This window comes from Erythrobacter sp. HA7-11 (assembly GCF_055693605.1).
In genome coordinates, this window is record NZ_JBVFUF010000002.1 from 980,967 (window position 1) to 1,007,008 (window position 26,042).

35 protein-coding genes and 3 pseudogenes are annotated in these 26,042 nt (G+C 59.6%); 24 read left to right on the forward strand and 14 right to left on the reverse strand.

Annotated elements, in window-relative coordinates; genetic code table 11:
- Positions 1-4: 4 nt before the first annotated feature.
- Positions 5-2,182: a transglycosylase domain-containing protein gene (locus ACZ1GU_RS05060; RefSeq protein ID WP_472646999.1), complete on the forward strand. Its 2,178-nt coding sequence runs from the start codon at positions 5-7 to the stop codon at positions 2,180-2,182.
- Here the strand turns inward: ACZ1GU_RS05060 and ACZ1GU_RS05065 are convergent.
- The gene (locus tag ACZ1GU_RS05065) at positions 2,179-2,598 is read right to left on the reverse strand and encodes a PaaI family thioesterase (protein ID WP_472647000.1); all 420 of its coding nucleotides are present in this window, start codon (positions 2,596-2,598) and stop codon (positions 2,179-2,181) included. The two genes, ACZ1GU_RS05060 and ACZ1GU_RS05065, sit on opposite strands and share 4 nt — an antisense overlap.
- Positions 2,591-3,091, reverse strand: coding sequence for a PaaI family thioesterase (locus ACZ1GU_RS05070; protein ID WP_472647001.1), 501 nt, complete (start codon positions 3,089-3,091; stop codon positions 2,591-2,593). The genes ACZ1GU_RS05065 and ACZ1GU_RS05070 overlap by 8 nt, the downstream gene beginning before the upstream one ends.
- Positions 3,092-3,215: 124 nt before the next feature.
- Here ACZ1GU_RS05070 and ACZ1GU_RS05075 point away from each other — a divergent pair, with 124 nt between their 5' ends.
- From ACZ1GU_RS05075 to ACZ1GU_RS05085, 3 genes are read left to right on the forward strand one after another with little or no spacing between them, the layout of a single operon-like run.
- Positions 3,216-3,374 (forward strand): hypothetical protein, encoded by a 159-nt coding sequence (locus ACZ1GU_RS05075; protein ID WP_472647002.1) that lies wholly within the window; start codon positions 3,216-3,218, stop codon positions 3,372-3,374.
- 14 nt (positions 3,375-3,388) lie between these two features.
- Entirely contained in the window at positions 3,389-4,372 is a 984-nt protein-coding gene (locus ACZ1GU_RS05080) for a hypothetical protein (protein ID WP_472647003.1), read from the forward strand.
- Entirely contained in the window at positions 4,360-5,262 is a 903-nt protein-coding gene (locus tag ACZ1GU_RS05085; RefSeq protein ID WP_472647004.1) for a transposase, read from the forward strand. Before ACZ1GU_RS05080 ends, ACZ1GU_RS05085 begins: the two co-directional genes overlap by 13 nt.
- Here ACZ1GU_RS05085 and ruvX read toward each other — a convergent pair.
- The 9 genes and pseudogenes from ruvX to pyrE all read right to left on the reverse strand — a co-directional run bounded on the left by ruvX (position 5,259) and on the right by pyrE (position 10,181).
- Positions 5,259-5,741, reverse strand: coding sequence for a Holliday junction resolvase RuvX (ruvX, locus tag ACZ1GU_RS05090; RefSeq protein ID WP_472647005.1), 483 nt, complete (start codon positions 5,739-5,741; stop codon positions 5,259-5,261). The two genes, ACZ1GU_RS05085 and ruvX, sit on opposite strands and share 4 nt — an antisense overlap.
- On the reverse strand, positions 5,738-6,538 hold the full coding sequence (locus tag ACZ1GU_RS05095; RefSeq protein WP_472648715.1) for a DUF3089 domain-containing protein: 801 nt from the start codon (positions 6,536-6,538) through the stop codon (positions 5,738-5,740). The genes ruvX and ACZ1GU_RS05095 overlap by 4 nt, the downstream gene beginning before the upstream one ends.
- The gene (locus ACZ1GU_RS05100) at positions 6,474-6,908 is read right to left on the reverse strand and encodes a hypothetical protein (protein WP_472647006.1); all 435 of its coding nucleotides are present in this window, start codon (positions 6,906-6,908) and stop codon (positions 6,474-6,476) included. The genes ACZ1GU_RS05095 and ACZ1GU_RS05100 overlap by 65 nt, the downstream gene beginning before the upstream one ends.
- 38 nt (positions 6,909-6,946) lie before the next feature.
- Positions 6,947-7,822, reverse strand: coding sequence for a signal peptidase I (gene lepB / locus ACZ1GU_RS05105; RefSeq protein WP_472647007.1), 876 nt, complete (start codon positions 7,820-7,822; stop codon positions 6,947-6,949).
- A 21-nt stretch (positions 7,823-7,843) separates the two neighbouring features.
- Complete coding sequence (acpS, locus tag ACZ1GU_RS05110; protein ID WP_472647008.1) at positions 7,844-8,257, reverse strand: holo-ACP synthase; 414 nt, start codon at positions 8,255-8,257, stop codon at positions 7,844-7,846.
- Positions 8,254-8,562 carry a hypothetical protein gene (locus ACZ1GU_RS05115; protein WP_472647009.1) on the reverse strand — a complete coding sequence of 103 codons (309 nt, stop codon included), beginning with the start codon at positions 8,560-8,562 and terminating at the stop codon, positions 8,254-8,256. The genes acpS and ACZ1GU_RS05115 overlap by 4 nt, the downstream gene beginning before the upstream one ends.
- On the reverse strand, positions 8,559-8,846 hold the full coding sequence (locus ACZ1GU_RS05120; RefSeq protein ID WP_472647010.1) for a pyridoxal phosphate biosynthetic protein: 288 nt from the start codon (positions 8,844-8,846) through the stop codon (positions 8,559-8,561). Before ACZ1GU_RS05120 ends, ACZ1GU_RS05115 begins: the two co-directional genes overlap by 4 nt.
- 2 nt (positions 8,847-8,848) lie before the next feature.
- A complete protein-coding gene (locus ACZ1GU_RS05125; RefSeq protein ID WP_472647011.1) occupies positions 8,849-9,589 on the reverse strand; it encodes a pyridoxine 5'-phosphate synthase in 741 nt (246 codons plus the stop codon).
- Between the two features lie 9 nt (positions 9,590-9,598).
- A pseudogene (gene pyrE / locus ACZ1GU_RS05130) lies at positions 9,599-10,181 on the reverse strand (orotate phosphoribosyltransferase).
- Between the two features lie 209 nt (positions 10,182-10,390).
- On the opposite strand from pyrE, the gene coxB reads away from it, so the two are divergent.
- The 16 genes and pseudogenes from coxB to ACZ1GU_RS05210 all read left to right on the forward strand — a co-directional run bounded on the left by coxB (position 10,391) and on the right by ACZ1GU_RS05210 (position 22,345).
- Positions 10,391-11,422, forward strand: coding sequence for a cytochrome c oxidase subunit II (gene coxB / locus ACZ1GU_RS05135; RefSeq protein WP_472647012.1), 1,032 nt, complete (start codon positions 10,391-10,393; stop codon positions 11,420-11,422).
- A gap of 44 nt (positions 11,423-11,466) precedes the next feature.
- Positions 11,467-13,189, forward strand: a pseudogene (gene ctaD / locus ACZ1GU_RS05140) (cytochrome c oxidase subunit I).
- Positions 13,190-13,304: 115 nt separating this feature from the next.
- Complete coding sequence (locus ACZ1GU_RS05145) at positions 13,305-14,246, forward strand: heme o synthase (RefSeq protein ID WP_472647013.1); 942 nt, start codon at positions 13,305-13,307, stop codon at positions 14,244-14,246.
- Positions 14,243-14,377: a hypothetical protein gene (locus ACZ1GU_RS05150; RefSeq protein WP_472647014.1), complete on the forward strand. Its 135-nt coding sequence runs from the start codon at positions 14,243-14,245 to the stop codon at positions 14,375-14,377. Before ACZ1GU_RS05145 ends, ACZ1GU_RS05150 begins: the two co-directional genes overlap by 4 nt.
- Entirely contained in the window at positions 14,374-14,961 is a 588-nt protein-coding gene (locus ACZ1GU_RS05155) for a cytochrome c oxidase assembly protein (protein ID WP_472647015.1), read from the forward strand. Before ACZ1GU_RS05150 ends, ACZ1GU_RS05155 begins: the two co-directional genes overlap by 4 nt.
- A 38-nt stretch (positions 14,962-14,999) precedes the next feature.
- Positions 15,000-15,884 (forward strand): cytochrome c oxidase subunit 3, encoded by an 885-nt coding sequence (locus ACZ1GU_RS05160; protein WP_472647016.1) that lies wholly within the window; start codon positions 15,000-15,002, stop codon positions 15,882-15,884.
- A gap of 95 nt (positions 15,885-15,979) precedes the next feature.
- Positions 15,980-16,273, forward strand: coding sequence for a DUF983 domain-containing protein (locus ACZ1GU_RS05165; protein ID WP_472647017.1), 294 nt, complete (start codon positions 15,980-15,982; stop codon positions 16,271-16,273).
- Positions 16,270-16,884: an SURF1 family protein gene (locus ACZ1GU_RS05170; RefSeq protein WP_472647018.1), complete on the forward strand. Its 615-nt coding sequence runs from the start codon at positions 16,270-16,272 to the stop codon at positions 16,882-16,884. The genes ACZ1GU_RS05165 and ACZ1GU_RS05170 overlap by 4 nt, the downstream gene beginning before the upstream one ends.
- A 161-nt stretch (positions 16,885-17,045) precedes the next feature.
- Entirely contained in the window at positions 17,046-18,449 is a 1,404-nt protein-coding gene (thrC, locus tag ACZ1GU_RS05175; protein WP_472648716.1) for a threonine synthase, read from the forward strand.
- Complete coding sequence (locus ACZ1GU_RS05180; protein ID WP_472647019.1) at positions 18,449-19,339, forward strand: class I SAM-dependent rRNA methyltransferase; 891 nt, start codon at positions 18,449-18,451, stop codon at positions 19,337-19,339. Before thrC ends, ACZ1GU_RS05180 begins: the two co-directional genes overlap by 1 nt.
- Positions 19,340-19,366: 27 nt before the next feature.
- Positions 19,367-19,759: a dihydroneopterin aldolase gene (locus ACZ1GU_RS05185; RefSeq protein ID WP_472647020.1), complete on the forward strand. Its 393-nt coding sequence runs from the start codon at positions 19,367-19,369 to the stop codon at positions 19,757-19,759.
- Positions 19,756-20,076 carry a Rossmann fold domain-containing protein gene (locus ACZ1GU_RS05190; protein WP_472647021.1) on the forward strand — a complete coding sequence of 107 codons (321 nt, stop codon included), beginning with the start codon at positions 19,756-19,758 and terminating at the stop codon, positions 20,074-20,076. The genes ACZ1GU_RS05185 and ACZ1GU_RS05190 overlap by 4 nt, the downstream gene beginning before the upstream one ends.
- Positions 20,069-21,118, forward strand: coding sequence for a GTP 3',8-cyclase MoaA (moaA, locus tag ACZ1GU_RS05195; protein WP_472647022.1), 1,050 nt, complete (start codon positions 20,069-20,071; stop codon positions 21,116-21,118). The genes ACZ1GU_RS05190 and moaA overlap by 8 nt, the downstream gene beginning before the upstream one ends.
- Position 21,119: 1 nt before the next feature.
- A complete protein-coding gene (locus ACZ1GU_RS05200; protein WP_472647023.1) occupies positions 21,120-21,362 on the forward strand; it encodes a MoaD/ThiS family protein in 243 nt (80 codons plus the stop codon).
- 6 nt (positions 21,363-21,368) lie between these two features.
- On the forward strand, positions 21,369-21,812 hold the full coding sequence (locus ACZ1GU_RS05205) for a molybdenum cofactor biosynthesis protein MoaE (RefSeq protein ID WP_472647024.1): 444 nt from the start codon (positions 21,369-21,371) through the stop codon (positions 21,810-21,812).
- 92 nt (positions 21,813-21,904) lie between these two features.
- Positions 21,905-22,345: a hypothetical protein gene (locus ACZ1GU_RS05210; protein ID WP_472647025.1), complete on the forward strand. Its 441-nt coding sequence runs from the start codon at positions 21,905-21,907 to the stop codon at positions 22,343-22,345.
- Here ACZ1GU_RS05210 and ACZ1GU_RS05215 read toward each other — a convergent pair.
- The 3 genes from ACZ1GU_RS05215 to ACZ1GU_RS05225 all read right to left on the reverse strand — a co-directional run bounded on the left by ACZ1GU_RS05215 (position 22,342) and on the right by ACZ1GU_RS05225 (position 23,542).
- On the reverse strand, positions 22,342-22,572 hold the full coding sequence (locus ACZ1GU_RS05215) for a helix-turn-helix domain-containing protein (RefSeq protein WP_472647026.1): 231 nt from the start codon (positions 22,570-22,572) through the stop codon (positions 22,342-22,344). The genes ACZ1GU_RS05210 and ACZ1GU_RS05215 overlap by 4 nt on opposite strands.
- Complete coding sequence (locus ACZ1GU_RS05220; protein WP_472647027.1) at positions 22,466-23,041, reverse strand: Crp/Fnr family transcriptional regulator; 576 nt, start codon at positions 23,039-23,041, stop codon at positions 22,466-22,468. The genes ACZ1GU_RS05215 and ACZ1GU_RS05220 overlap by 107 nt, the downstream gene beginning before the upstream one ends.
- Before the next feature lie 177 nt (positions 23,042-23,218).
- Positions 23,219-23,542 carry a hypothetical protein gene (locus ACZ1GU_RS05225; protein ID WP_472647028.1) on the reverse strand — a complete coding sequence of 108 codons (324 nt, stop codon included), beginning with the start codon at positions 23,540-23,542 and terminating at the stop codon, positions 23,219-23,221.
- A gap of 234 nt (positions 23,543-23,776) precedes the next feature.
- Here ACZ1GU_RS05225 and rplU point away from each other — a divergent pair, with 234 nt between their 5' ends.
- The 4 genes and pseudogenes from rplU (at position 23,777) to ACZ1GU_RS05245 (ending at position 26,042) form a co-directional block, all read left to right on the forward strand.
- A complete protein-coding gene (rplU, locus tag ACZ1GU_RS05230; protein ID WP_472647029.1) occupies positions 23,777-24,262 on the forward strand; it encodes a 50S ribosomal protein L21 in 486 nt (161 codons plus the stop codon).
- A 12-nt stretch (positions 24,263-24,274) separates the two neighbouring features.
- Positions 24,275-24,545: pseudogene (gene rpmA, locus ACZ1GU_RS05235) on the forward strand (50S ribosomal protein L27).
- Between the two features lie 223 nt (positions 24,546-24,768).
- Entirely contained in the window at positions 24,769-25,317 is a 549-nt protein-coding gene (locus ACZ1GU_RS05240; protein ID WP_472647030.1) for a GNAT family N-acetyltransferase, read from the forward strand.
- 134 nt (positions 25,318-25,451) lie between these two features.
- Entirely contained in the window at positions 25,452-26,042 is a 591-nt protein-coding gene (locus ACZ1GU_RS05245; protein WP_472647031.1) for a TetR/AcrR family transcriptional regulator, read from the forward strand.

Consider the following 26,042-nt stretch of genomic DNA (forward strand, 5'->3'; position numbering starts at 1 on the left):
GTCGATGTTGTGGCGTCGTTCTTCACGTTCTGATTCTAGCGGGCGCGGTAACCGGCGCGATGCGGGCTATTACTCGTCGCAAGACCCCTATGGCAGCGCGCTTGATGCATTCGATGACAAGTTTGATTGGGGCCAGCATGAAGGTCGCGAAAAGCCCAAACGGCGCTGGCTGAAATGGCCGAGTTTCCGCCGCGAACGCGAGCCTGACTACGCGCCGCCTGAATTCGATTATGATGATTATGAGCCCGCGCAGCCGCCTTCCAAATGGCGCAAGCGGTGGAAATGGATCTCGCGCGGACTTGCAGCCTGCCTGTTCATCTTCATCCTGATCGTTGGGTGGCTGGCGTTGACCGCGCCCCTCTCCAAATCGCTCGAACCAATCGCTCCGCCGCAGGTAACCCTGCTGGCGAGCGACGGCACGCCGATTGCGCGCAGCGGCGCGGTGGTGGATGAGCCGGTCGATGTTTCCAAACTGCCCGACCACGTTGTCGGCGCGTTTCTGGCGATTGAGGACCGGCGGTTCTATTCCCATTGGGGCGTCGACCCGCGGGGGATTGCGCGCGCGGCATGGTCGAACATTTCCGGCGGTCCGCGCCAGGGTGGAAGCACGATCACCCAGCAGCTGGCGAAATTCACCTTCCTCACGCCCGAACAGAGTATGACGCGCAAGGCGCGCGAAGCCTTGATCGCGCTGTGGATCGAGACATGGCTGACCAAGGAAGAGATACTCGAACGCTATCTCTCCAACGCTTATTTCGGCGACAATCAGTATGGGCTTCGCGCGGCGAGCCTGCATTATTTCTACCGCCAGCCGGAGAATTTGCGGCCTGAGCAAGCGGCAATGTTGGCAGGCTTGCTGAAGGCTCCTAGCCGCCTTGCGCCGACCAAGAACTATGACCTCGCCGAAGAGCGCATGGGGCTGGTGATCGGCGCGATGGTGGAAGAGGGCTATCTGACCAAGGCAGAAGCGGATGCGCTCGGCGCGCCGAAGCTTGATGTGCGCACCCGCAACACTTTGCCGACCGGAACTTATTTTGCCGACTGGGCGCTGCCGATTGCGCGCAGGACCTCTGAGGCGAGCTACGCCAAGCAAGTGATCACGACGACGCTAGATGCGCGGTTGCAGGCGCTTGCGAGCCGGGTGGTGAGCGGAGCGAAGCTGGGCGATGCTCAGGTGGCGCTGGTCGCGATGCGTCCAAGCGGTGAGGTCGTCGCGATGGTCGGCGGCAAGGACTACGCGAAGTCGCCGTTCAATCGCGCGACACAGGCCAAGCGACAGCCCGGGTCGACCTTCAAGCTATTCGTCTATCTCGCCGCTCTCGAGGCCGGTTGGGAACCGGGAGATACGATTGCCAACACCCCGATTGAAAGCGGCAGCTACCGGCCCAAAAACGCGCGCGAGAATTACTCGGACGCGATCACTCTGGAGCAAGCATTCGCCAGCTCCAGCAATGTCGCCGCCGTGCGTCTGTTCCAAGAGGTCGGCAGCGAACGTGTGATCGAGACCGCGCGCGAGCTGGGCATCACCGCGCCGCTGCCCAAGGGCGATCCGAGCCTTGCGCTCGGCACGTCGAGCATGACGCTGCTTGAACTCACCGCCGCCTATGCCGGAGTTGCAGGCAACACATTTCCGGCAGAGCCGCACGCCTTCCCGCGTGAGGAAGCGGGTTGGCTCGATTGGCTCACCTCGGGTGAAGACAGCCTGCCTTCCTCCACGCATCGCGAGATGGAGCAGATGCTGCGTGCTGCGATCAACGATGGGACGGGCCGCGCGGCGACTTTGCCAATTGCGAATTATGGCAAGACCGGCACGACGCAGAACTATCGCGACGCTTTGTTCGTTGGCTATGCCGATGATCTGGTGGTCGGCGTGTGGGTCGGCCATGACGACAACTCATCGCTCGACGGGGTGACCGGCGGCAGCACTCCTGCGCGGATCTGGAAAGATTTTATGCGCGGCGCGCTGTCACTCGGTCCGGCCAAGCCGACGACCGCGCCCGATCCGCAAGGTCCGGTCCAACCGCTCGACATCGAGCTGGGCGAGCCGATCGAGCTTGACGACAATGGCACCGAGCTGACCTTTGACGAGGACGGCGTGACCGTCACCGCCGATATCGAAGGTCTGCCGGTCGAGTTCCGCTTGGACGAGGATGGGCTGAGCGTTGAGCCAGCAGAGCGTTAGCCACTCACCTTTTCAGCCATCAGGATGTTCATAATCGCGGTCGCAATCGGCTGGGAGCGATCATCCTGCCACGCTTCAACCGTGATATTGGCATTGCGCCGCCCGAGCCGCGTGATCCGTCCGAGCGCGTAAGTCTGCTTTTGTTTGCCCGCAGCCAGGAATTGCACGGTGATATTGACCGGCTTCAGCTGCGGATTGCGCCCCTCGCGGATCAGCACGCTGCGCAGAGCGGCATAGCCTGCATTCTCCAAGAGGCCCGATGTAGCCCCGCCGTGAAACGCCCCAGGGCGCCCTTCAATGATCGAGGAAAAGCCAACCGTGAGCACCGGCATATCGTCCTGCACCTCGTGCAGGGAAATCCCCAGCGACGCGGCATAAGGCGGCAGTACGATTGCAGTATTGTCGGAGTTACTCATCGCCTGTCCCCGCTTCGCTACCACTGGTTTCGCTCACTGAAACCTTACCCTGTCGTGGATCGCGGCCAATCGTCATAAACACACCCGCAATGTGCGCGACCGGATCATCCGGATCGCCATCATGCGCGATGCCGCGCACAAACGCTGCCGAGCGGGTGGTACGATAGCATTCGACCCGCCCGATTACATTGGTGCGCTCTTTGGCCGGACGCTGATAATCCACCCGCAGGTCAAGGGTCGCAATCGGGGTAAAGTCGCCCATTGTCGTCCAGATCGCCATCCCGCTCGCCATATCCATCAGGCTGATAATGGGGCCGGAGGCGAGCACGTGGCGATCTTCCTCACCCAGCAGGTCTTCGCGCCAGGGCAATTCCAGCTCGACCCAGTTTTCCCCGTGATCGCAGTAAGCCAGGCCAAGCCAGCCCGAATGACCATGCTTCGTAAAGAATTTCGCAGCGTCTGCTGGATTAAATCGCGGCATCGTTTTTGTCATATTATTGCTGTCTAACACCCTGAAAACTATTTCAATATTTTAATTTTTCATAATCTTATTGCGCGCCCATTTTGCTTTTCACGCCGTGGCAACTCTGCACGGTGGGAACGTGGAGAATGTGATTATGAACCTTCCAAAAATTGACCTGGCTTCATTGCCCGGTCTCGACAGCGCGGCCGGCCTGTTCGGCTCGGTCGTCGAGGCAGGCCCAACCTATGATGACCGTATCATCATTATCATGGTCTATGTCTATGACACCATTCCACCGGACGCGGTTGTATAAGGGTATCTGCGACAATGCAGGTTCACCCTGATATCTCGGCGCTGCGGAGCGATCCTGCTCTGCAGCGCCAAGCTAACGACACGATGTCGGCTGCGTTTTCCGGTTGGAAGGAAAGCGAGGGCTATGCGCGGATCGCCTCTGATCTGAAAGCCTATGACCAAGGGCGCGCGCTTGCCGATTGCGCCGATCTTGGCCGTATGCTGGCCAATGTTGAAGCGGCAGACGCCTTTGTGGCCTCATGGCGCGATGCGCTGCTGGCGGCATTGCGGACGCAGCCGCTTGGTAATGTCCCCTCGCGCCACAGCATCAGCAAGGGGCTGACGACGATACAGCTCATGGTGGCGGGTAATGCGACATTGTCTCTGCTTGCCTATGAGGAGCGCAGCGACCTGGCCGAACCGCAAAGCGCGATGTTCGTGGATCGCGAGCTGCACGAAATGGTGCTCGCTGGCGGGGCGACAGGCATGCGGCATACGCTTTCGCAGGAGCAGGGCGGACAGGCGCAAGTCGCCTCTCACAAATTTGAATACGGGCGGGGATCGACCGCCAGCTTCGCGCCTCGTACCGATGCGCGCCAATTTACCCGCGTGGCAGGCTCCATGCTGGTTTTGCAATTGAGCCGCACGCCTGCGCGGCCTGCGCCATCCGCGCTCTATTCGCTCGATAATGGCACTTTGTTGCAGCGGACCAGCGGAAACAAGCGCGCCAGCCAGAACTTTCTGGCGCTCGACGTTCTGGGTGCAATGGGCCGCACCGATGCGGTTCTAGCGATGATCGAGCTGGCCTCGTCCCATTCCGAAGAGCCTGAGCTGCGGTGGGAGGCAGTGCGTCAGGTGCTAGGGCTGGATGCAGCGCAAGGGATGACCTTGCTCGGCCAATTGTCGGCCCGCGACACCGATCCGCTGGCTGCCCCGGCGCAATCGCTCCAGCAATCGCTTGTGCAAGCCGACGCACAGTTGGCGCAATTTGCTAAGGAGAACGCACGATGCCCCGCATAATCGACGCCGCGTCATCTGACGCAGTGAGCCTTGAAGAGACCATCGCCAGCCTTGAGCAGACAGGATTCGATCCGCGCGATGCGGAAAGCACACAGAACGCTGCCATTGAATTGCGCAAACTGACCAACAATCGCAGCTTTTTGGGCGATATGCTGGTGGACCAGATCAAGAACCGCCACCGCGAGGATGTGCTGCAAAGCGGTTATGGCCCGCAGGCGATTGTGCTCAGCCCGGTGCGCGGCAACATTTTTCTGCGTGCAAACATCTGGCCGGCTGAAAGCGATTTGTGCTTTCAGACGAGCGGTGCGAAGACGTTCGTCTATGACGTGCCGCACGATCACAACTTTTCGTTTCTGACGAGCGGTTATCTCGGGCCGGGCTATCGCAGCGACTATTACGAATACGAATATGAAGACCACGTCGGCTATGCGGGTGAGGCGGCGAAGCTGACCTTTGTCGAGCGCAGCGCTCTGTCACAAGGCAAGCTGATGCTCTACCGCGCGCACCGCGACATTCACTCGCAATTGCCGCCCGAAAGCCTCTCGGTCTCGCTCAATGTGATGCATGTCGATCCGGCGCAGGACTGGTATGATCAATACGGCTTTGATCTCGACGATCATCGGATCGAGCGGGTGGTTAGCCCCAATTCGACCGAGGCGTTTTTGCGCGTAGCGGTGGCGACCGGCGCGGATGAGGCGCTGGACTTTGCCGAATGGGTCGGGCGCGAGCATCCGAGCGACCGCTTGCGGCAGGCGAGCTTTGAAGCGCGGAGTTTGCAATTGCGCGATGCGGCGGCGCGCGATGCTCTTTGGCGGGATGCGGAACTATCGGGCAGCCGGATGCTGCAAGAGGCCGCTAAACAGCAGCGGGCGCAATTGGTCGAGGCTTAGAGGATACCGCCAGCCAGCCGGTCTATCGCGCCTTGCAATATGACCGCGGCGGCGTGGCTATCGATGCTTTCGGCACGTTTGGCGCGGCTCATATCCTGACCGATCATCGCGGCCTCCGCGCTCTGGGTGGACCAGCGCTCATCCCACAGCAGGATCGGCAGATCGAAACTGTCGGCGAGATTGCGGGCATAGGCGCGGCTGCTCTGCACGCGCGGCCCCTCGCTGCCGTCCATATTGCGCGGCAGGCCGATGACAATGCCGGCGGTGGCGCGTTCTGTGATGAGTTTGCGTAAAAGCTCGCGATCATGCCCGAATTTGCCGCGTTTGATGGTCGAGCCGTTTGTGGCGAAACGCCAGCCCGCATCGCAAGTGGCGGTGCCGATGGTCTTGGTGCCGAGATCTAGGCCAAGCAGCGCCCCGCCATCAGGCAGAGCGTCGCGAAACACGCTCGCCTCTTCTGTAATCAAGGATTGGCTCAAGGACGCGCGCCCCACGCATTGGCGCGTCGGGCAACGTCGGCTTGCGTGTTCGCCCAGAACAGGGGGATGTCATAGACGTGGTAATTGTTGCCCGGCAGTACATAGCGGCCCATGTCGGGCGGGTCGCCGATCAGCAGCAGGCCGCGATTGTCGCAGCGCGCGGGGATCGCGCCGGGGACAAGCTCGCCATCGCTGAGGTCGTCGTTGGGGAGCAGCGTGCCAAGGTTTTGCGCCATGTCAGCCGAGCCGCCAAACGTGCCGCTCAGCGGGTTGGTGCACAGGATCTCGCTCGTGCCGCGCTTTTCACCGTCGAACCCGGTGCTCTCGGAATAGGTTTCGATCACGTCGGACGGGTCGGCAGGCTCGGCAAAGCTCGACCATGACAGGATGCAGCCGGTCTGGCTTGGTGTAGCGCACGCGGGCAGGCCGAGAGCGGGCAGATCGTGCGTCATCGAAATCGGCCAGCCAATGACATAGGCGGCGATGATCCGGTCCGCGACTGGTTTGCCCGCGACTTCCTCTTTCAGGAGGCGCAGGAGATGGAGCGAGCCCTGACTGTGCCCTGCCAGAACGATCGGCGTGTCCTCATCGACGGAATCGAGGAAGAAGCGATAAGCTTCGCGCACATCGGCAAAGGCCGCGTCCAGCGCCATCTGCGCCTCGGGCTGATCGGTCAGGAACGCTCCCATTGTTGCCTGGCGATAGCGCGGAGCCCAGATCTCCGAGGCGGAGTTAAACGCGCTCGCCATGCCGCGCACATAGAGCCGCGCCACGCGCTCGGCTTCCTCTTCGCCAATCGCTGCGTTCCAGCTGGTCTTGTCGAGATGGCTGGTCGGGTGGACGAAGAATACGGCGTAGTCGCGGGCTTCGGGAACGACAGCTTCGCGGCGCGCCGGTGCGTCTTCGCTCGCTTCGCCTCCGAGCCGGTTCAGGCGTTTTAAAGGCGGGCTGCCAGCGGGCTGGATCGCTTACGCCCATACCGGGGCGCGAATACCACAGGCCGGGGTCCTGATAGGCGTTGGCCTCGAGCGGATCTTGCTCGACAAACTCGGTGTCGGGGACGAGCGCGATCGCTGCCAATTCGCTCGACCAGACGCGCAGAGCGATCAGCACGACAAAGATCAGGACGATCACCAAAGCGACAAGTTGCAGAAATCTCTTGGCCATAATGAAGCTACGTTTGGGGTCCCGTTTCGGTTTCTGGCCTATTCGGTTTGTGCGGTGGATTGTTCAGCAAGTGGCGGCCGCAAAGTGCTCCACGCTCTCTCGCCGCGCAAGGCGCCCCACCAGCTCAGCGGGTTCCACGTGGCTGACCCGTCGAGCGAGAAGGTGATGAATTCAGCCCGCCCGCCGATATTCTCGAGAGGTACCGGCCCGCCAAGGCCGCTTTCGGCAATGGTCGCGCGGCTGTCAGCGGAGTGATCGCGGTTGTCGCCCATCACGAAAACCGAACCCTCGGGCACGGTCAGCGGACCGAAATTGTCGCTTACCTGTTCGCGGTGATCGATGGTGAGGTAAGTCGCGCCATTGGGCAAAGTTTCGCGGTAGGTGTCGGGCTCGAAGAATTGCTCACCGTTCGCTTCGCGGACGCGATAGGCTTCGAATGCGAGCAGGCACGGCGCGCCATCGCAGGTCAGTTCCGGCTCGAACGGGATTCGCACCGGCGGCATGACCTCGCGCTTGATCGGCTCTCCGTTGAGGACAATCAGACCGTCTCGCAGCTCGATGGTATCGCCGGGCAGGGCAACAACCCGCTTGATGTAATCTTCGTTGCGCTCAGGATGCACCGGGATGACAATGTCGCCATATTCGGGCGTATCGCCGAAAATGCGCCATTCACCGCGCGGCAGCAGATGGAAACTCGCCGAGGCCCAAGACCAGCCATACGGATATTTGCTAACGATCAGACGGTCGCCCACATGCAGGGTCGGCATCATCGAGGTCGACGGGATGTAGAACGGCTTGGCGATCAGGCTGTGGAACGCCAGCACCGCGAGCAGCATCAGGCCAAGCCCGCGCAGCTCTGCCCACCAATTTACCTTGTCGTCCGTGGTCTCAGGCGAAGTTTCTTTTTCAGTCACGTATATGCTCGAAAGGGCCGCTTATTTGGCCGCGATGATGGGGAGGGCTTCGATAATTACGAAGGCCTGCGCCCATGGATGATCGTCGGTTAGGGTTAGATGAACGCGCGCCTCATGGCCTTCCGGGACCATTTGCGCAAGCCGTTCTGCCGCCCCGCCGGTGAGCGCGAGGGTCGGCGCGCCCGATGGCGCGTTCACTACACCGATATCTTTCATGAAAACGCCGCGGCGAAAGCCCGTGCCGACCGCTTTGCTGAATGCCTCTTTGGCGGCGAAACGCTTGGCGTAGGTTCCTGCGATGGTGAAGGGGCGCCGCCGCGCCTTGGCACGCTCTTTCTCGGTAAAGACGCGGTTCTCGAACCGCTCGCCAAAACGGTCGAGAGAGTTTTGGATCCGCTCGATATTGCAGAGGTCTGATCCGGTGCCTATGATCATACCACGGCACCTGAAAGCCAGACAAATCCGATGAGAACGACAAGCATGCTGCCCACCCAAATGACAATCGCGACGTTACGCATGTTTCTGGTCCACACGAAGATCGTCGCGATCAAGAGAGCGATGCTGACCAGCAGGGGACTGTAGATCATGAGCAGCTCAGCGCCCGGAATGCCGTCGCCGCGGTGGACCTCTGATCCGAAGGCCAGCCCAATGAGCAATACGAATGCCGACCCGATAATCAGCATCACATACCAGCAGATCATGACCGCCAGCAGGAGATTCGATTTCGTCGCATCACTCATGTCCCGCGTCCTCCGAACAGCACCATGGCCAAGAGGCCGACCGCGACGCAATGCAGCATCACCTGGCTCTTGAAGAGCGGGTGGGCGAAATCGCCATTGGCGCGCTGGATCGATCCGACATAGCCGAAAATCTGCAGCGCGACCCAGCCGATTGCAAAGGCGATCATCACGCCGTTGGATAGGGCAAAGCCGAGAAACCCGATGGCTGCGAGAAACAAGGCCGCGGCGGCAAAGGCCCAGCCTTTTTGCGCGCCGCTAAGCTCAGGCAGCTCAGGTTCCTCCACGCTCAACGCGCCTCATCCATCAAATCGCGCATCCGGCGGATTGCGGATTCGAGACCAACGAACACCGCCTCGCCGACTAGATAGTGCCCGATATTGAGTTCAGCGATTTGCGGGATCGCGGCAATCGGCTGAACGTTATCGAATGTCAGGCCGTGGCCAGCATGCGGCTCAATCCCGTTCTTGGCGGCGAGGGCGGCCATATCGCTGATGCGCTTCAACTCGCTTGCGAGCTTCTCATTGTCGCCGTCGAGGAAGGCGTGCGCATATTCGCCCGTGTGAAATTCGACGACCGGCGCGTCCAGTCGCAAGGCCGCGTCCAATTGCCGCTCGCTCGCCTCAATGAAGAGCGAGACGCGAATGCCCGCATCGCGAAGCTGATCGACAATCGGCACCAGCGAGTTGTGCAGGCCCGCTGCATCCAGCCCGCCTTCGGTGGTGCGCTCTTCGCGCTTCTCCGGTACGATACAGGCCGCGTGCGGTTTATGCCGCAGCGCAATCTCGAGCATTTCAGGCGTTGCGGCCATTTCCAGATTAAGCGGCAGTTCGGTCGCGCTCTGAATGCGGGCCAAGTCCTCGTCGCGAATATGCCGCCGGTCTTCGCGCAAATGCGCCGTGATCCCATCGCCGCCGACGCTTGCGACGATCTCGACCGCGCGGACAGGATCGGGATGATCCCCGCCGCGCGCATTGCGGATGGTCGCAACGTGATCTATGTTCACTCCGAGGCGTAGTTTGGTGGTCATTGGGCTTTTTTATTCCTTGCGGCTGCCGGGCTTGGTGACGGGAATGGCGGCGAGCTCCTCCGGCACTTCATCATCGGCATAGGTCGGAAAGTTGATGGCTATCAGCGGGAAAAATGGGACGCCAAGATCCACTTTTCCAGCCGAACGATCGACCAGCGAACATTCGGCGGTCACTTCGCCGCCTTCACGGCCCACCGCTTCGATCGCTTCGCGGCTGGAAAGGCCAGTCGTCACCACGTCTTCGACCATCAGCACTTTCGCGCCGGGTTCCAGCGCGAGATCCGCGCCGAAAGTGAAACACGCCGTCTGGGCGTTCAAGAAACATCGCATCTTTTTCGAGGCAGCGACCAACTTCGTGTCCGACGATCAATCCGCCCATTGCGGGCGACACAACCGTGTCGACTTCGGAGCGAATCTCTCGCGGAATATTGGCGCAGATTGCGCGCGCCAATCGGCCCGCGCGTTCCGGATTCATCAACACCCGCGCGCATTGCAAATAGTACCCGCTATGGCGGCCAGAAGACAGCTTAAAATGTCCCTCTAACAGCGCGTCGCAGCTACGGAATTCGGCCAGCACTTCCTCTTCAGTCATTGCAGAAAATTACATCCCTTTTTGCAAACTTGCGCGCCAATCATGCTGGCTTGCATAATTTTCTCCCTAGAAGCGCTTGAGGCTCGGAGCAAGCGCAGCTAAGGGGACGGTGAAGCTGGCTTCATTGTCAGTGCGTAAGCCGTGCGAAACATACGATAAAGATGTATGGGTCAAGGCGGCATGGGATTAGCAGCGGATAGATTAGACACATGAAACTGGGTCATTTTTTCGACCGTGCGTCGCTCGCAATTTTTGCTTTGATGGCAGCGATGTCGATTGCCTTGATGCCGCAAGCGGCACTGGCACAAGATACGGAATCGGGTGAGGTTGCTGCGGCAGCTGAAGCTGGAGCCGAAGCGGGTGATGCGGCGGCAAGCGAGCAGGCCTCGTCATACACGCCGATGGCACCTACCGAAGGCAAGGGCATGCCGACATCGTTCGAAGACGATGCGATGAAGAGCATGACTTTCCAGGATCAGTATTCGGCAGATGGTGAATATGCGCTCTGGATGCACGATGTGATCCTGCTTCCGGTGATTACCGCGATCAGCCTGTTCGTGCTTGGCCTGCTGTTCTGGGTGATCTTCCGCTATCGCAAGGGCGCAAACCCTGTTCCTTCGAAGACCACGCACAACACCGCGATCGAAGTGATCTGGACGATCGTTCCAGTGATTATTCTTGTCATTATCGCTGTTCCGTCGATCTCGCTCCTGGCGCGCCAGTATGAGACACCGCCGGAAAACGCCATCACGATCAAGGCGACCGGATATCAGTGGTATTGGACCTACACCTATCCTGATAACGGTGATTTCGAGATCGTCTCGAACATGCTGACTGAGGAAGAAGCTGCGGCGAGCGGCGAACCGCATCAGCTTGCAGTTGATAACCGCATGGTTGTGCCGGCTGGCGTCCCGCTGCGGATCCAGACGACCGCTGCCGACGTGATCCACGCTTTTGCGGTTCCTTCGCTGTGGTTCAAGATGGATGCGATCCCTGGTCGCCTCAATGAAAAGCTGCTGACGATTGATGAGCCGGGCGTGTATTACGGCCAGTGCTCTGAGCTGTGCGGCGCTAAGCATGCTTACATGCCGCTGGCGGTCGAAGCTCTGCCAATGGCTGAATATGAAGCGTGGGTGCGCTCGCAGCCGGGCGGAACTGTCGCAAGCGATGCGGTTGCTGAAGCTGCGCCAGAAGCAGATGCTGGCGAAGCGGCTGAAGCTGAAGCCGAAGTCGCTTCGTAACTGATTAGAACATAACGATTTAACGAACCTGAGAGATACCAACGATGGCTACCACCGCTGAAGGTTTCGACATCCATACCGAAGATCACGCTCATGATGCGGATCACAAGCCAAGCTTTTTCAAGCGTTGGTTCATGTCGACCAACCACAAGGATATCGGCACGCTCTATTTGATCTTCGCGATTTTCGCGGGGATCATTGGCGGTGCGATTTCCGGCATCATGCGGATGGAGCTGGCAGAGCCGGGCATCCAGTATCTGCAGTTCTGGGCGGACTTCATGGGCAATACGCCGGGCGATACCAACGCCGCGCTGCACATGTGGAACGTGTTTATCACGGCACACGGACTGATCATGGTCTTCTTCATGGTCATGCCGGCCATGATTGGCGGCTTTGGCAACTGGTTCGTGCCGCTGATGATCGGCGCGCCGGACATGGCCTTCCCGCGGATGAACAACATCTCGTTCTGGCTGACCGTTGCCGGTTTCATCAGCCTGCTGTTCTCGCTGTTTGTGCCTGGAGGAACCGGTACGGGTGCAGGCGTAGGCTGGACGGTTTACGCACCGCTATCGACGACCGGCTCCGTTGGTCCTGCGGTCGACTTTGCGATCTTCTCTTTGCACTTGGCGGGCGCCGGCTCGATCCTGGGTGCGACCAACTTCATCACCACCATTTTCAACATGCGCGCGCCGGGCATGACCCTGCACAAAATGCCGCTGTTCGTGTGGTCGGTGCTGGTCACAGCCTTCCTGCTTTTGCTCGCGCTTCCGGTGCTTGCCGCAGCGATCACCATGCTGCTGACCGACCGTAACTTTGGCACGACCTTCTTCGATCCGGCCGGTGGTGGCGACCCAGTTCTCTACCAGCACCTGTTCTGGTTCTTCGGTCACCCGGAAGTTTACATCATGATCCTGCCGGGCTTCGGTATGATCAGCCAAATCGTTGCGACCTTCAGCCGCAAGCCAGTGTTCGGCTATCTCGGCATGGCCTACGCCATGGTTGCGATCGGCGTCGTCGGCTTCATCGTGTGGGCTCACCACATGTACACCGTCGGCCTCGACGTGAACACGAAGATGTACTTCACCGCGGCGACTATGGTCATCGCTGTTCCGACCGGTGTGAAAATCTTCAGCTGGATCGCGACGATGTGGGGCGGCAGCTTGGAGTTCAAATCACCAATGGTCTGGGCGATGGGCTTCATCTTCCTGTTTACCGTTGGCGGTGTGACCGGCGTTGTGCTCGCCAATGGCGGCATCGACGACAACCTGCACGACACTTACTACGTGGTGGCTCACTTCCACTACGTGCTGTCGATGGGTGCGGTGTTCTCGCTGTTCGCGGGCTTCTACTACTGGTTCCCGAAGATGAGCGGTACGGATGCACTCGGAGCTCCTGTCGCATCTTCACTTCTGGGGCTTCTTCATCGGCGTGAACGTGATCTTCTTCCCGCAGCATTTCCTCGGGATGCAGGGCATGCCGCGCCGCTACCCTGACTATGTTGAGGCGTACACCTACTGGAACGAGATCTCGACGCTTGGCTACGCGATCATGGCGGCTTCCATGCTGCTGTTCTTCGCCAACCTCGTCTACGCCTTCACGGCAGGCAAGCGCGTCGGCAACAATCCATGGGGCGAAGGCGCAACCACGCTTGAATGGACGCTTTCGAGCCCGCCACCGTTCCACCAGTTTGAAACGCTGCCTGTGATTGAGGATCACCACGATTATCACAATCACCTGCCGAGCGAACAAAAGCCTGAAACGGCCTGATCCCTCCCGGCGACCGGCCAGCCGGTTGCCGAGCTGAGACACGAAAACCAAAGGGGGCGCGCTGGCAATGGCGCGCTCTCTTGCCAGAAAGGATAAGACGCAAGAGCCTTAAGCGATGGATACGTTGCTGACCCCGACTGCAAAACCGCAACCAATGCCGGCGGATTGGCGTGATTTCTTTACGCTGACCAAGCCGCGCGTGATGACGCTGGTGATCTTCACCGGCATTTGCGGGCTGTTGGCCGCGCCAGGCAGCATCCACCCGGTTCTTGGTTTCACCGCTATCCTCGCCATTGCGATGGGTGCTGGCGGTTCGACCGCGCTCAATCACTGGTGGGAAGCGGAAATTGATGCAGGGATGAAGCGGACCCAGAACCGCCCGCTCCCCAGCGGACGCCTGCGCCGCGAAGATGCGCGCGATTTCGGCATTTTCCTGTCCGCCGTCTCGGTCGGGATCATGGGTGTGGCGATCGGCTGGCTCGCCGCTGCCTCGCTCGCAGTCGCGATCATCTATTACGCTGTCATTTATACCATGTGGCTGAAGCCGCGCACCCCGCAGAACATCGTGATCGGTGGTGGGTCAGGCGCGTTTCCGCCCTTCATCGGGTGGGTTGCTGTCACCGGAGAGATCACTCTCATGCCGGTGCTGCTGTTCGCCATCATCTTCATGTGGACGCCGCCGCACTTCTGGGCGCTCGCGCTGTTTATGAAGTCGGACTACGCCAAGGTCGGCATCCCGATGATGCCAGTAGTCGCGGGCGAGAAATCCACCCGTCGCCAGATACTTGTCTACACCGTACTGCTCGCACCTGTCGCGATCGCGCCGTGGCTGATCGGTGCAACCAGCTGGGTCTATGGATCGGTCGCGGTCGCGCTATCGCTGCTGTTCCTCGCGCTTGCTTTGCCGGTCGGATCGCGCACCAGCGATGAAGCAATGCTGGCGGAAAAGACACTGTTCAAGTTCAGCATCTATTACCTGTTTATCCTGTTCGCGGCGCTGGTCGCGGACCGGTTGCTCGCGAATAACGGCCTCATTTCGGGAGGTGTGTTCGCATGACCCCCGAAGAGGAAGCCGAAGTGAAGCGCCGGCAGAAAGCGCGCAATTGGGTGCTTGGCGGCACGCTGATCTTTTTCGTGGTGCTGTTCTACCTTATCACCATTGCGCGTATCGGAGGGCAGGCGGGATGAGCCAGACCTCCGCAATCGAACGCAATAACGCTCGCGTTGGCCTGATGGCCTTTGGCGGCGCGCTCGCCATGCTCGGTATGGGCTATGCCGCCGTTCCGCTATACGAGCTGTTCTGTCAGGTCACAGGCTTTGGCGGCACGACTCAAGTCGCAAGCCTCGATGAAGCGAACCGTGCCGCTGCCAAGGCAAGCTCTCGCACCATGTCGATCCGCTTTGATGGATCAACCGCGCGCGATGTGCCGTGGCAATTTGCGCCTTCGCAGGCGACCGACACCGTGCAGATCGGTGTGCGCGACCTTGCGACCTATGTTGCCAAGAACAATTCGGGCGTGCCGATTACCGGCACCGCCACCTTCAATGTCGAGCCGAGCCAGGCAGGCAAATACTTCCACAAAATCCAGTGCTTCTGCTTTACCGAGCAGACCCTGCAGCCGGGTGAGGAAGTCCACATGCCGGTGCTCTACTACGTAGATCCAGCCATCAACGATGATGATTTTATGGACGACGTTGAACAGATCACCTTGAGTTACACTTTTCACCGCGCGAAAGAGACCGTATCGTCGGCTCTGGACCGCGAAAACTGATATTTGAAACACGCATCCTGGGAACGAAAGAGACCATCATGGGCGGGAAAGTAAACCACGATTATCACATTCTAGAGCCTGACATCTGGCCATTTGTCGGGTCCATGTCGGCGCTCGCCTTCACTTCGGGAATGATCCTTTGGCTCAATCCGGACGTGTTCGGCAATTCTGGCTGGATCGTGATGGGCCTCGGCCTTGCCGGTCTGCTCGCCACCTTCTTCATGTGGTTCAAGAATGTCGTTGTCGAAGCGCAACGGGGCGATCACACGCCAGTGGTTCAGCTCCACATGCGCTATGGCATGATCCTGTTCATCGCCTCTGAGGTGATGTTCTTTGTGGGCTGGTTCTGGAGCTTCTTTGACTTTGCTCTGTTCCCTGAACCACTTGTGGTCAGCGCGGCTGGTACGGCAGAGCAGGTCACCACGAACCTGTTCCTCGAAGACAATACGGCGACGGGCGGAACGCTGGTTCCAGAGGGCATGGAAGTGCTCGATGCGTTTTCGTTGCCGCTGCTCAACACGCTGATCCTGCTGTGCTCAGGTACGACCGTTACCTGGGCGCACCATGCGTTGATCCACGGTGATCGCGAAGGTTTGAAGCAAGGTCTTTGGGCGACCATCGCTCTTGGCGTTCTGTTCAGCCTTATCCAAGCCTATGAGTATTCGATCGCACCGTTTGTGTTCGGCCAGAACACCTACAGCTCGGCCTTTTACATGGCGACCGGCTTCCACGGCTTCCACGTTTTGATCGGTACGATCTTCCTCGCGGTATGCCTCTATCGCGCATATATCGGCCACTTCACGCCGCGCCAGCACTTCGGTTTTGAAGCGGCTGCGTGGTACTGGCACTTCGTCGATGTGGTGTGGCTGTTCCTCTTTATCGCCGTCTACATTTGGGGCGGTTGGGGTGCACCGGTTCACTGATGCAATCGGGCGAGAATTCGCCGAATGAGAAAGGGCAGCCGGGTTTTGGCCAGGCTGCCCTTTTCGGTTTGTGCGTGAGGTGCTCAGAGCCGACATTGTTTGCTGCGCCGGCGCGGGTTGCGGCCAAGTGCTCGTCATGTGGATTGAACTTTGCCGAACTGGAGCGCGGGGCGCGAGCAGCGGGATTGGTAACGATTGTGATGGCAGCCGTGTTGATCGGCGTCGCCCTTTGGATCGAAGATACGTTTCGCCCGCCACTGGTTCTTCAATTGCTGGTGTGGGCGCCGCTGACCGTGGCGGTGGTGGTCGGGAGCCTGCGCGGCTTCAAGACATTTATGATGATGGCGAGCTATGAGCGTCACCTGGCCCAAGAGGATAGCGAGCAATGACCTGGCGCGATTTTCCGATAATTCCGAGCGTGCTGGTGCTGGCCGCAGCGGCAACGATGGTGGCGCTGGGTTTCTGGCAGCTGGGCCGCGCGGAGGAAAAAGCGGAGCTGATTGCGAAGTATGAGTCTGCGCTTAGCGATGAAGCGTCGGTCGATTTTCCCGCCAACCCTGACGGCGTGGAGGGCGGGGCATACGATGCCGATACGCTATTTCGCCGCTCGCAGTTTGAGTGCCGGGAGATCACCGGTGTTACGAGCATTTCAGGCAAGAGCGAACGCGGACAAAGCGGCTTTGCGCATATTGCGACATGCGCGACCGAGTTTGGCCCGAGCGAGGTGAAGCTCGGTTATTCGCGTGATCCCAACACGCCTGCTTGGACTGGCGGAGAGGTCCAGGGCCTGATTGCACCGGGTGGCCGCTATGGCGTTCGCTTGCAATTGGATGAGCCGATTGATGGGCTTGAGCCTTTGGCGAAACCTGATCCTGCGGATTTGCCCAACAACCATCTCGCCTATGCGGGGCAGTGGTTTTTCTTCGCGCTGACTGCGCTGGTGATCTATTGGTTTGCGCTGCAATCGCGGGTCAAGACGCGCGCGGCAAAGCGGGATTAGGGGCGGGACAAAGCTCGGTCACGTAGTGACCGCAAGGCCGACTGGCCGCCCGAGCTTATGCGAGGAAGCCAAGCGAACGGATGTGAGCGCCCGGCGACTGAGGGCGAAACAAAAACGCTTGCTTGCCCCAGCACCTCAGCACCGCTAACCGCCTTTCCAACATGCAATATGTATCGACCAGAGGCAGCGCACCGGCGCTCGATTTTGAAGGCGTAACCCTTGCGGGGCTCGCGTCTGATGGTGGGCTGTATCTGCCGTCCGAATGGCCGCGCTTTGACGCTGCTGAAATCGCTGCGATGGCCGGGTTGCCCTATGCCGAGCTAGCGACGCGGGTGATGCTTCCCTTTGTAGGAAACAGCCTAAGCGAAGACGAGTTGGGCGATCTCTGTGCGCAGGCCTATCTGCGCTTTAGCCACAAGGCGGTGACCCCGCTGGTGCAGCTCGACGAGCGTCAATGGCTGCTCGAATTGTTCCACGGACCGACTTTGGCGTTCAAAGATGTCGCGCTGCAATTGCTCGGTCTGTTGTTCGAAACGTTCCTGTCTCGCTCGGGCAAGCGCCTTACGATCGTCGGGGCGACAAGCGGCGACACTGGCTCTGCCGCGATTGATGCTGTTGCCGGACGCGAGGGTGTCGAGATATTTATGCTCCACCCCAATGGCCGGGTGAGCGATGTGCAGCGCCGTCAGATGACGACCGTGCGCGCGCCCAACGTCCACAATATCGCCATCGACGGCAGCTTTGACGATGCGCAGGCGATGGTAAAGCGTATGTTTGTAGATGACGCGCTCACGAGCAAACTACAGATCGGCGCGGTCAATTCGATCAACTGGGCGCGGTTGATGGCGCAGGTCGTATATTACTTCGCTGCGGGCCTGCAACTGGGCGCGCCGTATCGAGCTGCCGCCTATTCCGTGCCGACTGGCAATTTCGGCGATATCTTTGCCGGCTATGTCGCGCAGAAGATGGGGCTGCCAATCGAGCAGCTCATCGTCGCGACCAATGTTAACGACATTCTCCACCGGGCAATCAGCAGCGGCGACTATTCGGCTGGCACGGTCACGCCGACCGCGACCCCTTCGATGGACATTCAGGTTAGCTCCAATTTTGAGCGGCTCCTGTTCGATTGCGGCGAGCGCGATGGCGCAGCTTTGGCTGAGCAAATGCGCAGTTTCGACGAGAACAAGGCAATGCAACTGACCAATGCGCAGCGGCAGGGCGTGGCTGATCTCTTCACCAGCGCCCGCGCTGACAGCGATGACATGGCGAAGGCGCTGCGCTGGGCGCATGAAAGCGCTGGTCAGGTGCTGGATCCGCACACAGCCGTCGGCCTGCACGCGGCGATCGAGAGTGAACTCGACCCTTCGGTTCCAATCGTCACCCTCGCAACAGCGCATCCGGCGAAGTTCCGCGAGGCAGTTGAGCGCGCAACCGGCATTCGCCCATCCTTGCCTGCCCGGGTCGGTGACCTGTTCGCGCGCGAAGAGCATTTCACCGAGCTGCCTGGCGAATACGATGCAGTGCGCGATTTCGTCCTCTCAAATGCGGCGGGTGCTATTGCCTGATGGCGAGGCTTGTCCGCGATCCGGTGATAATGGAGTGCGAAGGCTGGGATGCCTATCGTTTGCTCGACAGCGGCGCTGGGCGGAAGTTTGAGCAGTTCGGACCCTATTCTTTTATCCGGCCTGAACCGCAAGCCATGTGGCAGCCGCGCCTTGCCGATTGGGATGCCGCTGGCGAGTTCGTCCCCGGTTCCGACGAAGACGGAGGAGGGCGCTGGTCGTTCAACCGCGACGTTCCCGAGGATGGTTGGGACCTTGCTTGGAAGGAAGCGCGCTTCAAGGCTCGACCCACACCATTTCGTCACCTCCAATTCTTCCCGGATATGGCGCCCGTTTGGGATTGGATGCGCGGGACGCTGACCGGACGCGAGGCTGCCGAAACCATGAACCTGTTCGGCTACACTGGCGTCGGCAGCCTCGCGCTCAGCCAGCACGGGCGCGTCACACATGTCGATGCGTCGAAAAAGTCGGTGGCGCAAGCGCGCGAGAACGCCGCGATATCCGGCATGGGGGATCGTCCGATCCGTTGGCTGGTCGACGATGCGGCGAAATTTGCCGCTCGCGAGGTCCGCAGAGAGCGGCGCTATGACGGGATCATTCTCGATCCGCCAAAATTTGGTCGCGGGCCCAAGAACGAGACCTGGCGCCTGGAAGAAAGCCTGCCCGATTTGATCGACGATTGCGCGAAGCTGCTCGATGACAAAAGCGCGTTCCTGTTCTTAACTGTTTACGCCGTGCGCATGAGCAGCCTGGCGATTGCAGGGCTCTTGGACGAGGCGCTACGCGAACTCCCCGGGACGATCGAGCATGGCGATCTTGCCGTGCGCGAAGAAGGTGAGGGCGCACGCTTGCTTCCGACTGCCATCTTCGCAAGGTGGAGCAATCAGGGCTAAAGCTCGCATCCGAACATGACGCAGACAATGAACGATTCGCTGATCCTTGAAGTAGCCGACCTCGAAGTGGATGTCCTCACCGGCATCTATTCGGAGGAAACCGGCAAGCCTCAGCCGCTGCGCATCACCGTGCAGGCGCGCTATGACGTGGCCGATCACTATGATGCGGACACGCCGCTGGATGCCAGCAAGAACTATATGGACCTCAAATTTGCGGCGTCCGAGGGCCTGCCCAAGGGCGTGCATTTCAAACTGATCGAAGCGGTGGGCGATCACATCTGCGAGACCTTGTTTGTACAGGATGCGCGGGTGCAGGCGGTGACGGTCAAGATCATCAAGCTCGCTATTGCCGAGGCGAATGAGAAGATCGGCATCACGCTTCACCGCGAGCGCAGCGTGTGGGAGAGCAAGAGCGCATGAGCCAGTGGGTCCAGCAAGTCTCAGAACTCCCTGAAAGTCCGCTGGCTGCGAGCGTCGCGTTTTTCGAACACCATCTGAGCGCAGCGTGCGATGCGCTTGCTAATCCTGATGTGACGGCGTTGGCGATACTCTTGCCGGCTGCCGATACGAGCCACGACGATTGGCGTCGGTCGCTTGCGAGGGATCTGGCGCGGGAGTTTACTCCGCAACGCGTGAATGTCGTCGGTTCCGGCGGCGTTGAAGAAACAGAGGCACTGGTTGACTATTTGGCTGGTGCAACCGGCGTCACAGGCCACTATTGTGCCGCGCATGAGTGAGCTTGCTGCCTCTCCTCGCGCACCCGATGTGCTGGTCCCCCAGCTCTCCAAACCGCTGATGAACTCGTTTCAGCGCAGCATTACCTACTTGCGCCTGTCGGTCACGGATCGGTGCGATCTGCGCTGCTCATACTGTATGCCGGAGCAGATGAAATTTCTGCCGCGCCGCGAAGTGCTCTCGCTAGAGGAACTGCGCGATTTGGCCTTCGGCTTCATCGACAGGGGCGTCACTAAGCTTCGCATCACAGGCGGCGAGCCGCTGGTACGGCGAGACATTGTCGACCTGTTCAAGGCGCTAGGCGGACGGCTGGGTGACGGGCTTGAGGAACTCACCCTGACAACCAACGGGACGCAGCTGGCCAAACATGCCGATGCGCTTGCGAAGTCGGGCGTGCGGCGGGTCAATATCTCGCTCGACACTCTGGACCGTGCGAAGTTTGCCGAACTGACCCGGCGCGATGCATTGCCTCAGGTCCTCGATGGAATTGCTGCTGCCAAAGAAGCTGGCCTGAAAGTGAAACTCAACGCGGTTGCACTCAAAGGCATCAATGAAGCGGAGCTGCCAAGCCTGATCGCGTGGGCGCATAGCGAAGGGCTCGATGTCACGCTAATCGAGGTTATGCCATTGGGCGAGGTCGAAGAGGATCGCGTCGATCATTATTTGCCGCTGACTGATGTTCGTGCGTCTCTTGAGCAGCGCTGGACGCTTACAGACAGCGACGCGAATACGGGCGGTCCGGCGCGCTATGTCGATGTGGTAGAAACGGGCGGACGGCTCGGATTTATCACTCCGCTGACCAACAATTTTTGCGCGGGTTGCAATCGGCTGCGTGTGACTGCCACGGGCCAGCTCTATCCTTGTCTTGGCGGCGGCGAGCGGGTCGATCTACGCGCTGCTTTGCGGTCGGATGACTCTGCTGAGAATTTCCAGTGTGCTTTGGACGAGGCGATGATGATCAAGCCAGAGCGGCATGCATTCAGAATCGACGAGCGCGGCGCAGAGCCAGCGCTTGCGCGCCATATGTCGATGACGGGGGGCTAGGATGGCGGTGCGTATCCTCTTCCTCGGTCCGTTGCGCGATCTCGCAGGCGAGGAGGAGCGCGAGGTCGACGCTCCACTCGATTGGGCAGGGCTGCTGCAAGCCGTCGGTCCCGACGTCGCTGAACAACTGAACGAAGCCCGAGTTAACGTTGCCTGCGCGGGTAAGGTGCTGGCGGACAAGACTGCTCTCACCGCACAAGACGGCGATGAAGTAGCGCTGCTTCCGCCTGTTTCCGGCGGCTGACCTCCAATGAGGGACGTCCGGCTCCTCGACCAGCTCTTCATTCCTGGCACATTGATCGGCCCTTTTACCATGGCGCACCCAGGTCTGGGCGGGGTTTGCACCTTTGTCGGAGAGGTCCGCAGCGACGAAGGTGTCGAGGCATTGGAGCTTTCGCATTACGAGCCAATCACGTTGCCCGGCATGGAGGACCTAGCAGACACGGCAATTGAGCGCTTTGGTCTGATGGGCCTGCTGATGGTGCACCGCATCGGCGCGATGCGACCCGGCGAACCCATTGTGTGCGTCTCGGCGGCCGCCAAGCACAGGCGCGGCGCGATCGACGCCGTCGATTTCTGCATGGATCATCTGAAAAGTGCCGCATGGTTCTGGAAACGAGAGAAGCGTTCAGGCCAGTGGCGCTGGATTGAACCGCGCAGCGAAGACTATGCCGATCTAGCGCGCTGGCAGTAATGTTCGAAAGAATTTCGCCAGTTTGATCTGAATCAAGGTGCGCGCATGCTTAGCAGGGTAACTCTCTCCTCACGGACGGAAGGAGACTACCCATGAGCAAACATATCAAAGAGCAAATCGAAGTTGGCAAGGCGCGGATCGTTACCGCTCCTGCAATTGAGCCAGCTGTCAAAACGAGCTTCGAGGTCGACCGCACCTTCGAACTGCCAAAGGCGCTGTATGGCGTGACAGTCGGCTGCTACTTCGCGTTCCTCGCGACGATGTATGTCGGCTTCACTTCACCGGGACTGGTCATCCCGATGGTGATTTTCGCTGCCTTTATCGTTGCTGGTTTTGGTGTTCCCGCAATCTGGACACGCTTGAAAGCGAACACCGAATCTCGCCCGCTCACCATGGGGGAATTCACACAACGTGGCATCATGACAAATACCGACCGCCTCGCTCCACGGGACGTCGCTATTCAGATGCTTATCCTGCCGGTGCTCATCGTGCTCTGGGGCCTTGCGGTGGTGACCATAGCCGCTTTGGTCTAGTAAACCTTCCTTGCGGAGAGGGCCTGCAGGTGCGCGGGGTCGACGAGTTCGATCCCGCGCTTGCCTGTGCGTTTGATAGCGCCAACTTCTTCCAACTCACCCAGTTTCCGGCTGACAGTCTCAATCGTGAGCCCCAGCATGTTGGCGAGTTCGCCGCGAGTAAGCGGAAGGTCGAATTGATCGGTACGGGTGGCACGGCGATTGGCTAGCCGCCTGAGCGAAGTCATAAAGCAATGACGCAATCCGAGCTTCTGCGCTCGCATGAGCGGTGAGTTCGAGCAGGCCGCGAGTCGCGTGCAAATCCTCCTGGGACCGCCGTAGCAGCGCCTTTGCGAGCGCCGGATATTCATCGACCGCTCGCTCAATATCGACCTTTGCGAAGGTGCACAGAGTGCTTTCTGTCAGCGCGATGACATCGTGGTGGGCGAATGGCGCGAACAATTCCCCAATAAATCCTGATGGGTGGACCAGTGCGAGGATGTTTTCATTGCCCTCGGCATCTACCGCGGAGACTTTGAGCGCGCCGGTGACCAGGGTCGCGCAAGCCGCGTCTTCATCTCCCGCAGCGAATAGCATCTCGCTTCGCTTGAGCGTGCGAGTGCGTCCCGCAGCGGCCAAGGCTTCGCGTTCCTCCTCGGTCAGAACCGAGCAGGCGGCGCTATCGCGAACAGGACAGGATACGCAGGCGAGGCTCATCAGCGAATCATCCGTCGAAGCTCGGCCAGAATTTGATCCTCTGAGCTGATTTGCGTCGCGATTCTCGCTCTTAGCTCAGCAATTTCGGGTGCTATCGCGAGGTCGCTGGAAGCTTCTGCGTATATTTGATCGACATCGGCAAGCGCGATCGCAGTCTGGCTGCGCTGCGCATCGAGGTCAGACAAAGACACCTGAGCCGCGGCCCATTGATTGCTTGTCTGCGATCGGTACGCGCGCAGCCTGCACCGCAGCCTCGACGCGCGGGACAGCCGCGAGGAATGCGTCGTAAGAACGCTGCGCGCGCGCCTCTATCGCAGGAAGTCCGGCGAGCAGGGCCGGATCGATTTTTATCGGCTCCGCCTCAGTGGGAGCTGGATTGAAGGCGCCGGTGACGCGCTCTGCATCGCGCACAGCGAGCGAGGGGTATTTGTCGCCACTGCCGACGCAGCCCACCAATAGCATGGCGGAACATAGCAAGATGGAGGATGTGGGCCGGCGCATAATTCGCCTGCAACTATCATGTTCAACAGAGCTGGCAAAGCGCGATCGGCCTCGCGGCCAAAAAGTCGAAAGATTCCCGATTTCACCTTGGACAAGCGTTGACTTGCAAGCGCCTTTCCCTTAACGGCGTGCGTCTTCCCAGCGCTGCAATGTTTGCGGCGCGGTGTTTTGCGTCTTGTTTTTGCGAGATCTCGCATGGAGCAAGGCAAAGCTTTAGATCGAGAGTAGATAGTCATGTTCGCAGTAGTGCGCACGGGCGGTAAGCAATATCGGGTTGCCGCTGGAGACAAGATTGCCGTTGAGAAACTCGCTGGCGAAGCGGGTGATACGGTGACTTTGGGTGATGTTCTTTTGGCTGGTGAAGGCGAGAAGATCGCTGACGCGTCCAAAGTGACGGTTTCGGCAGAGATCATCGCGCAGGCCAAGAGCGAGAAGGTCGTCGTTTTCAAGAAGCGTCGCCGCCACAATTATCGCCGCAAGGCTGGTCATCGTCAGCAGATGACCCTGCTGCGCATCACCGATGTGGGCACTGGCGCGAAGAAGGCTCCGGCCAAGAAAGCGGATACTGCCAAGAAGGCGGACACCGAATCGAAGGCGGCTCCAGCTAAAAAGGCACCAGCCAAGAAGGCAGCGCCAAAGGCTGCTGCGGCGAAGAAGCCAGCAGCGAAGAAAGCTCCTGCTAAAAAGGCTCCGGCCAAAAAAGCAGCTGACAAGAAGTAAGGATTAGAAACCATGGCACATAAAAAAGCAGGTGGTTCGTCACGCAACGGTCGCGACTCAGAGGGTCGGCGCCTTGGTGTGAAAAAGTTCGGCGGTCAGAATGTGATCGGCGGCAACATTATCGTGCGTCAGCGCGGTACCAAATTCTATCCAGGCACCAATGTCGGCATGGGCAAGGACCACACTCTCTTTGCGACTGAGCAAGGCGTGGTGCGATTCCACAAAGGCAAGCTCGTACCGCAAATACGTGTCGGTGGACATGATTGCGGAAGCAGCTGAATAGCCGGACGGTTCAATAACAGGATCGTCCCACGGGGCGGTCCCAGCCGATGACATAATCGGCAGCGTAGAGGGAGAAGGGCCACCCCAAAATCGGGGGAGCCATCTCCCTCTTCTCGTTTCTCCCTCGAATATGGACCGTGTTGTCGCGGATTTGTTGTCCGCTGCAATGCAAGTGTCACGCACAGTTCCTACGTGAACAGAGCGGGGCGTTGAGGAGAGATACGATGTTCCATCGCAGCGAAAGACTGTTGTTGAGACCGATCTGGCCAGAGGATTGGCGCGGCGTATTCACCGGCATTGCCGACGAAGGCGTTGTGCGAAATCTCGCGCGTGCTCCCTGGCCGTATAGCGAAGCAGATGCGCGAAAATTCACACAATCCTCTGGCGACCCGCTCTATCCGCGTTTCCTCATCACGCGCGCTCGCGATGCAACTGTAATCGGCTGCATCGGGATCGATGCAATGGATGATGACAAGGGCGGCCAAGAGGTCGAATTGGGATATTGGATCGCTCGTCCATTTTGGGGTCAAGGCTTTGCCACTGAAGCGGGACGAGCGGTCATTGAAGTCGCCGCTGCACTCGGTCACAAGCAATTGAAAGCATCGCATTTTCTCGACAATCCTGCCTCTGGCGAGGTGCTGCGTAAGCTCGGCTTTTCTTCGACCGGTCGTGTGGTCGAGAGGCATTCGTGCGGGCGCGGCGGAAAGGCGCCGGTGGCAGAGTTTGCGCTTGGTTTGGAGAGCGAGCTAGCCGGAGTGAAAGCCGCTGCGTGATCGGCTTTGAACGATCTAGGTAAACCAGTTTGTTCGTACTAGTTCAATACCGGGACTTGCCGGGCAGGGCACCGCCATCTATTTTGATCGGTAAGCAAGGGGCCAAAAGCTCTAACGCGAGGGGCATCGCAAGTATGACAGGTCGCAAACGTCTTTCTCCGGAGGAATCACGCAGTTCCGCTCTAGAAGCTGCGCGCGCTCTACTGATTGAGACAGGTCCGCAATCTGTCACGCTAAAGGCGGTTGCGGGCCGAATTGGCCGCACACACGCGAACTTGCTGCATCACTTCGGTTCGGCATCGGGCCTTCAAAAAGCGCTGGCAGAGCACCTCGCGCGTACGGTTTGTGAGACGATCATCGAGGCCGTCCGGGCAAGCCGCGCTGGGCTAGGATCTGCGCGCGAAGTGGTTGATCTCGCTTTTGATGCCTTCGACAAGGAAGGTGCTGGTGCGCTGACCAGCTGGATGCTGCTCACCGGCAATGAAGATGCGTTGCATCCGATTATCGAGACGATCCACGATCTGGTTGATGAGATTGCGCCGGAGGAGGCGTGTCATGACGGAGACGAACAACGCGTTCACCGCGAAACGTTGAGCCTCGTGCTTATGGCGCTGGGCGATGCCTTGATCGGCGCTGCTCTCGCGAAATCGCTTGGGCTTCCGCGCGATGCGGCGCGGGTTCGCGCTCAGAAGATGCTCGAGGCTTCGCTCGCCGAATATCAGTAG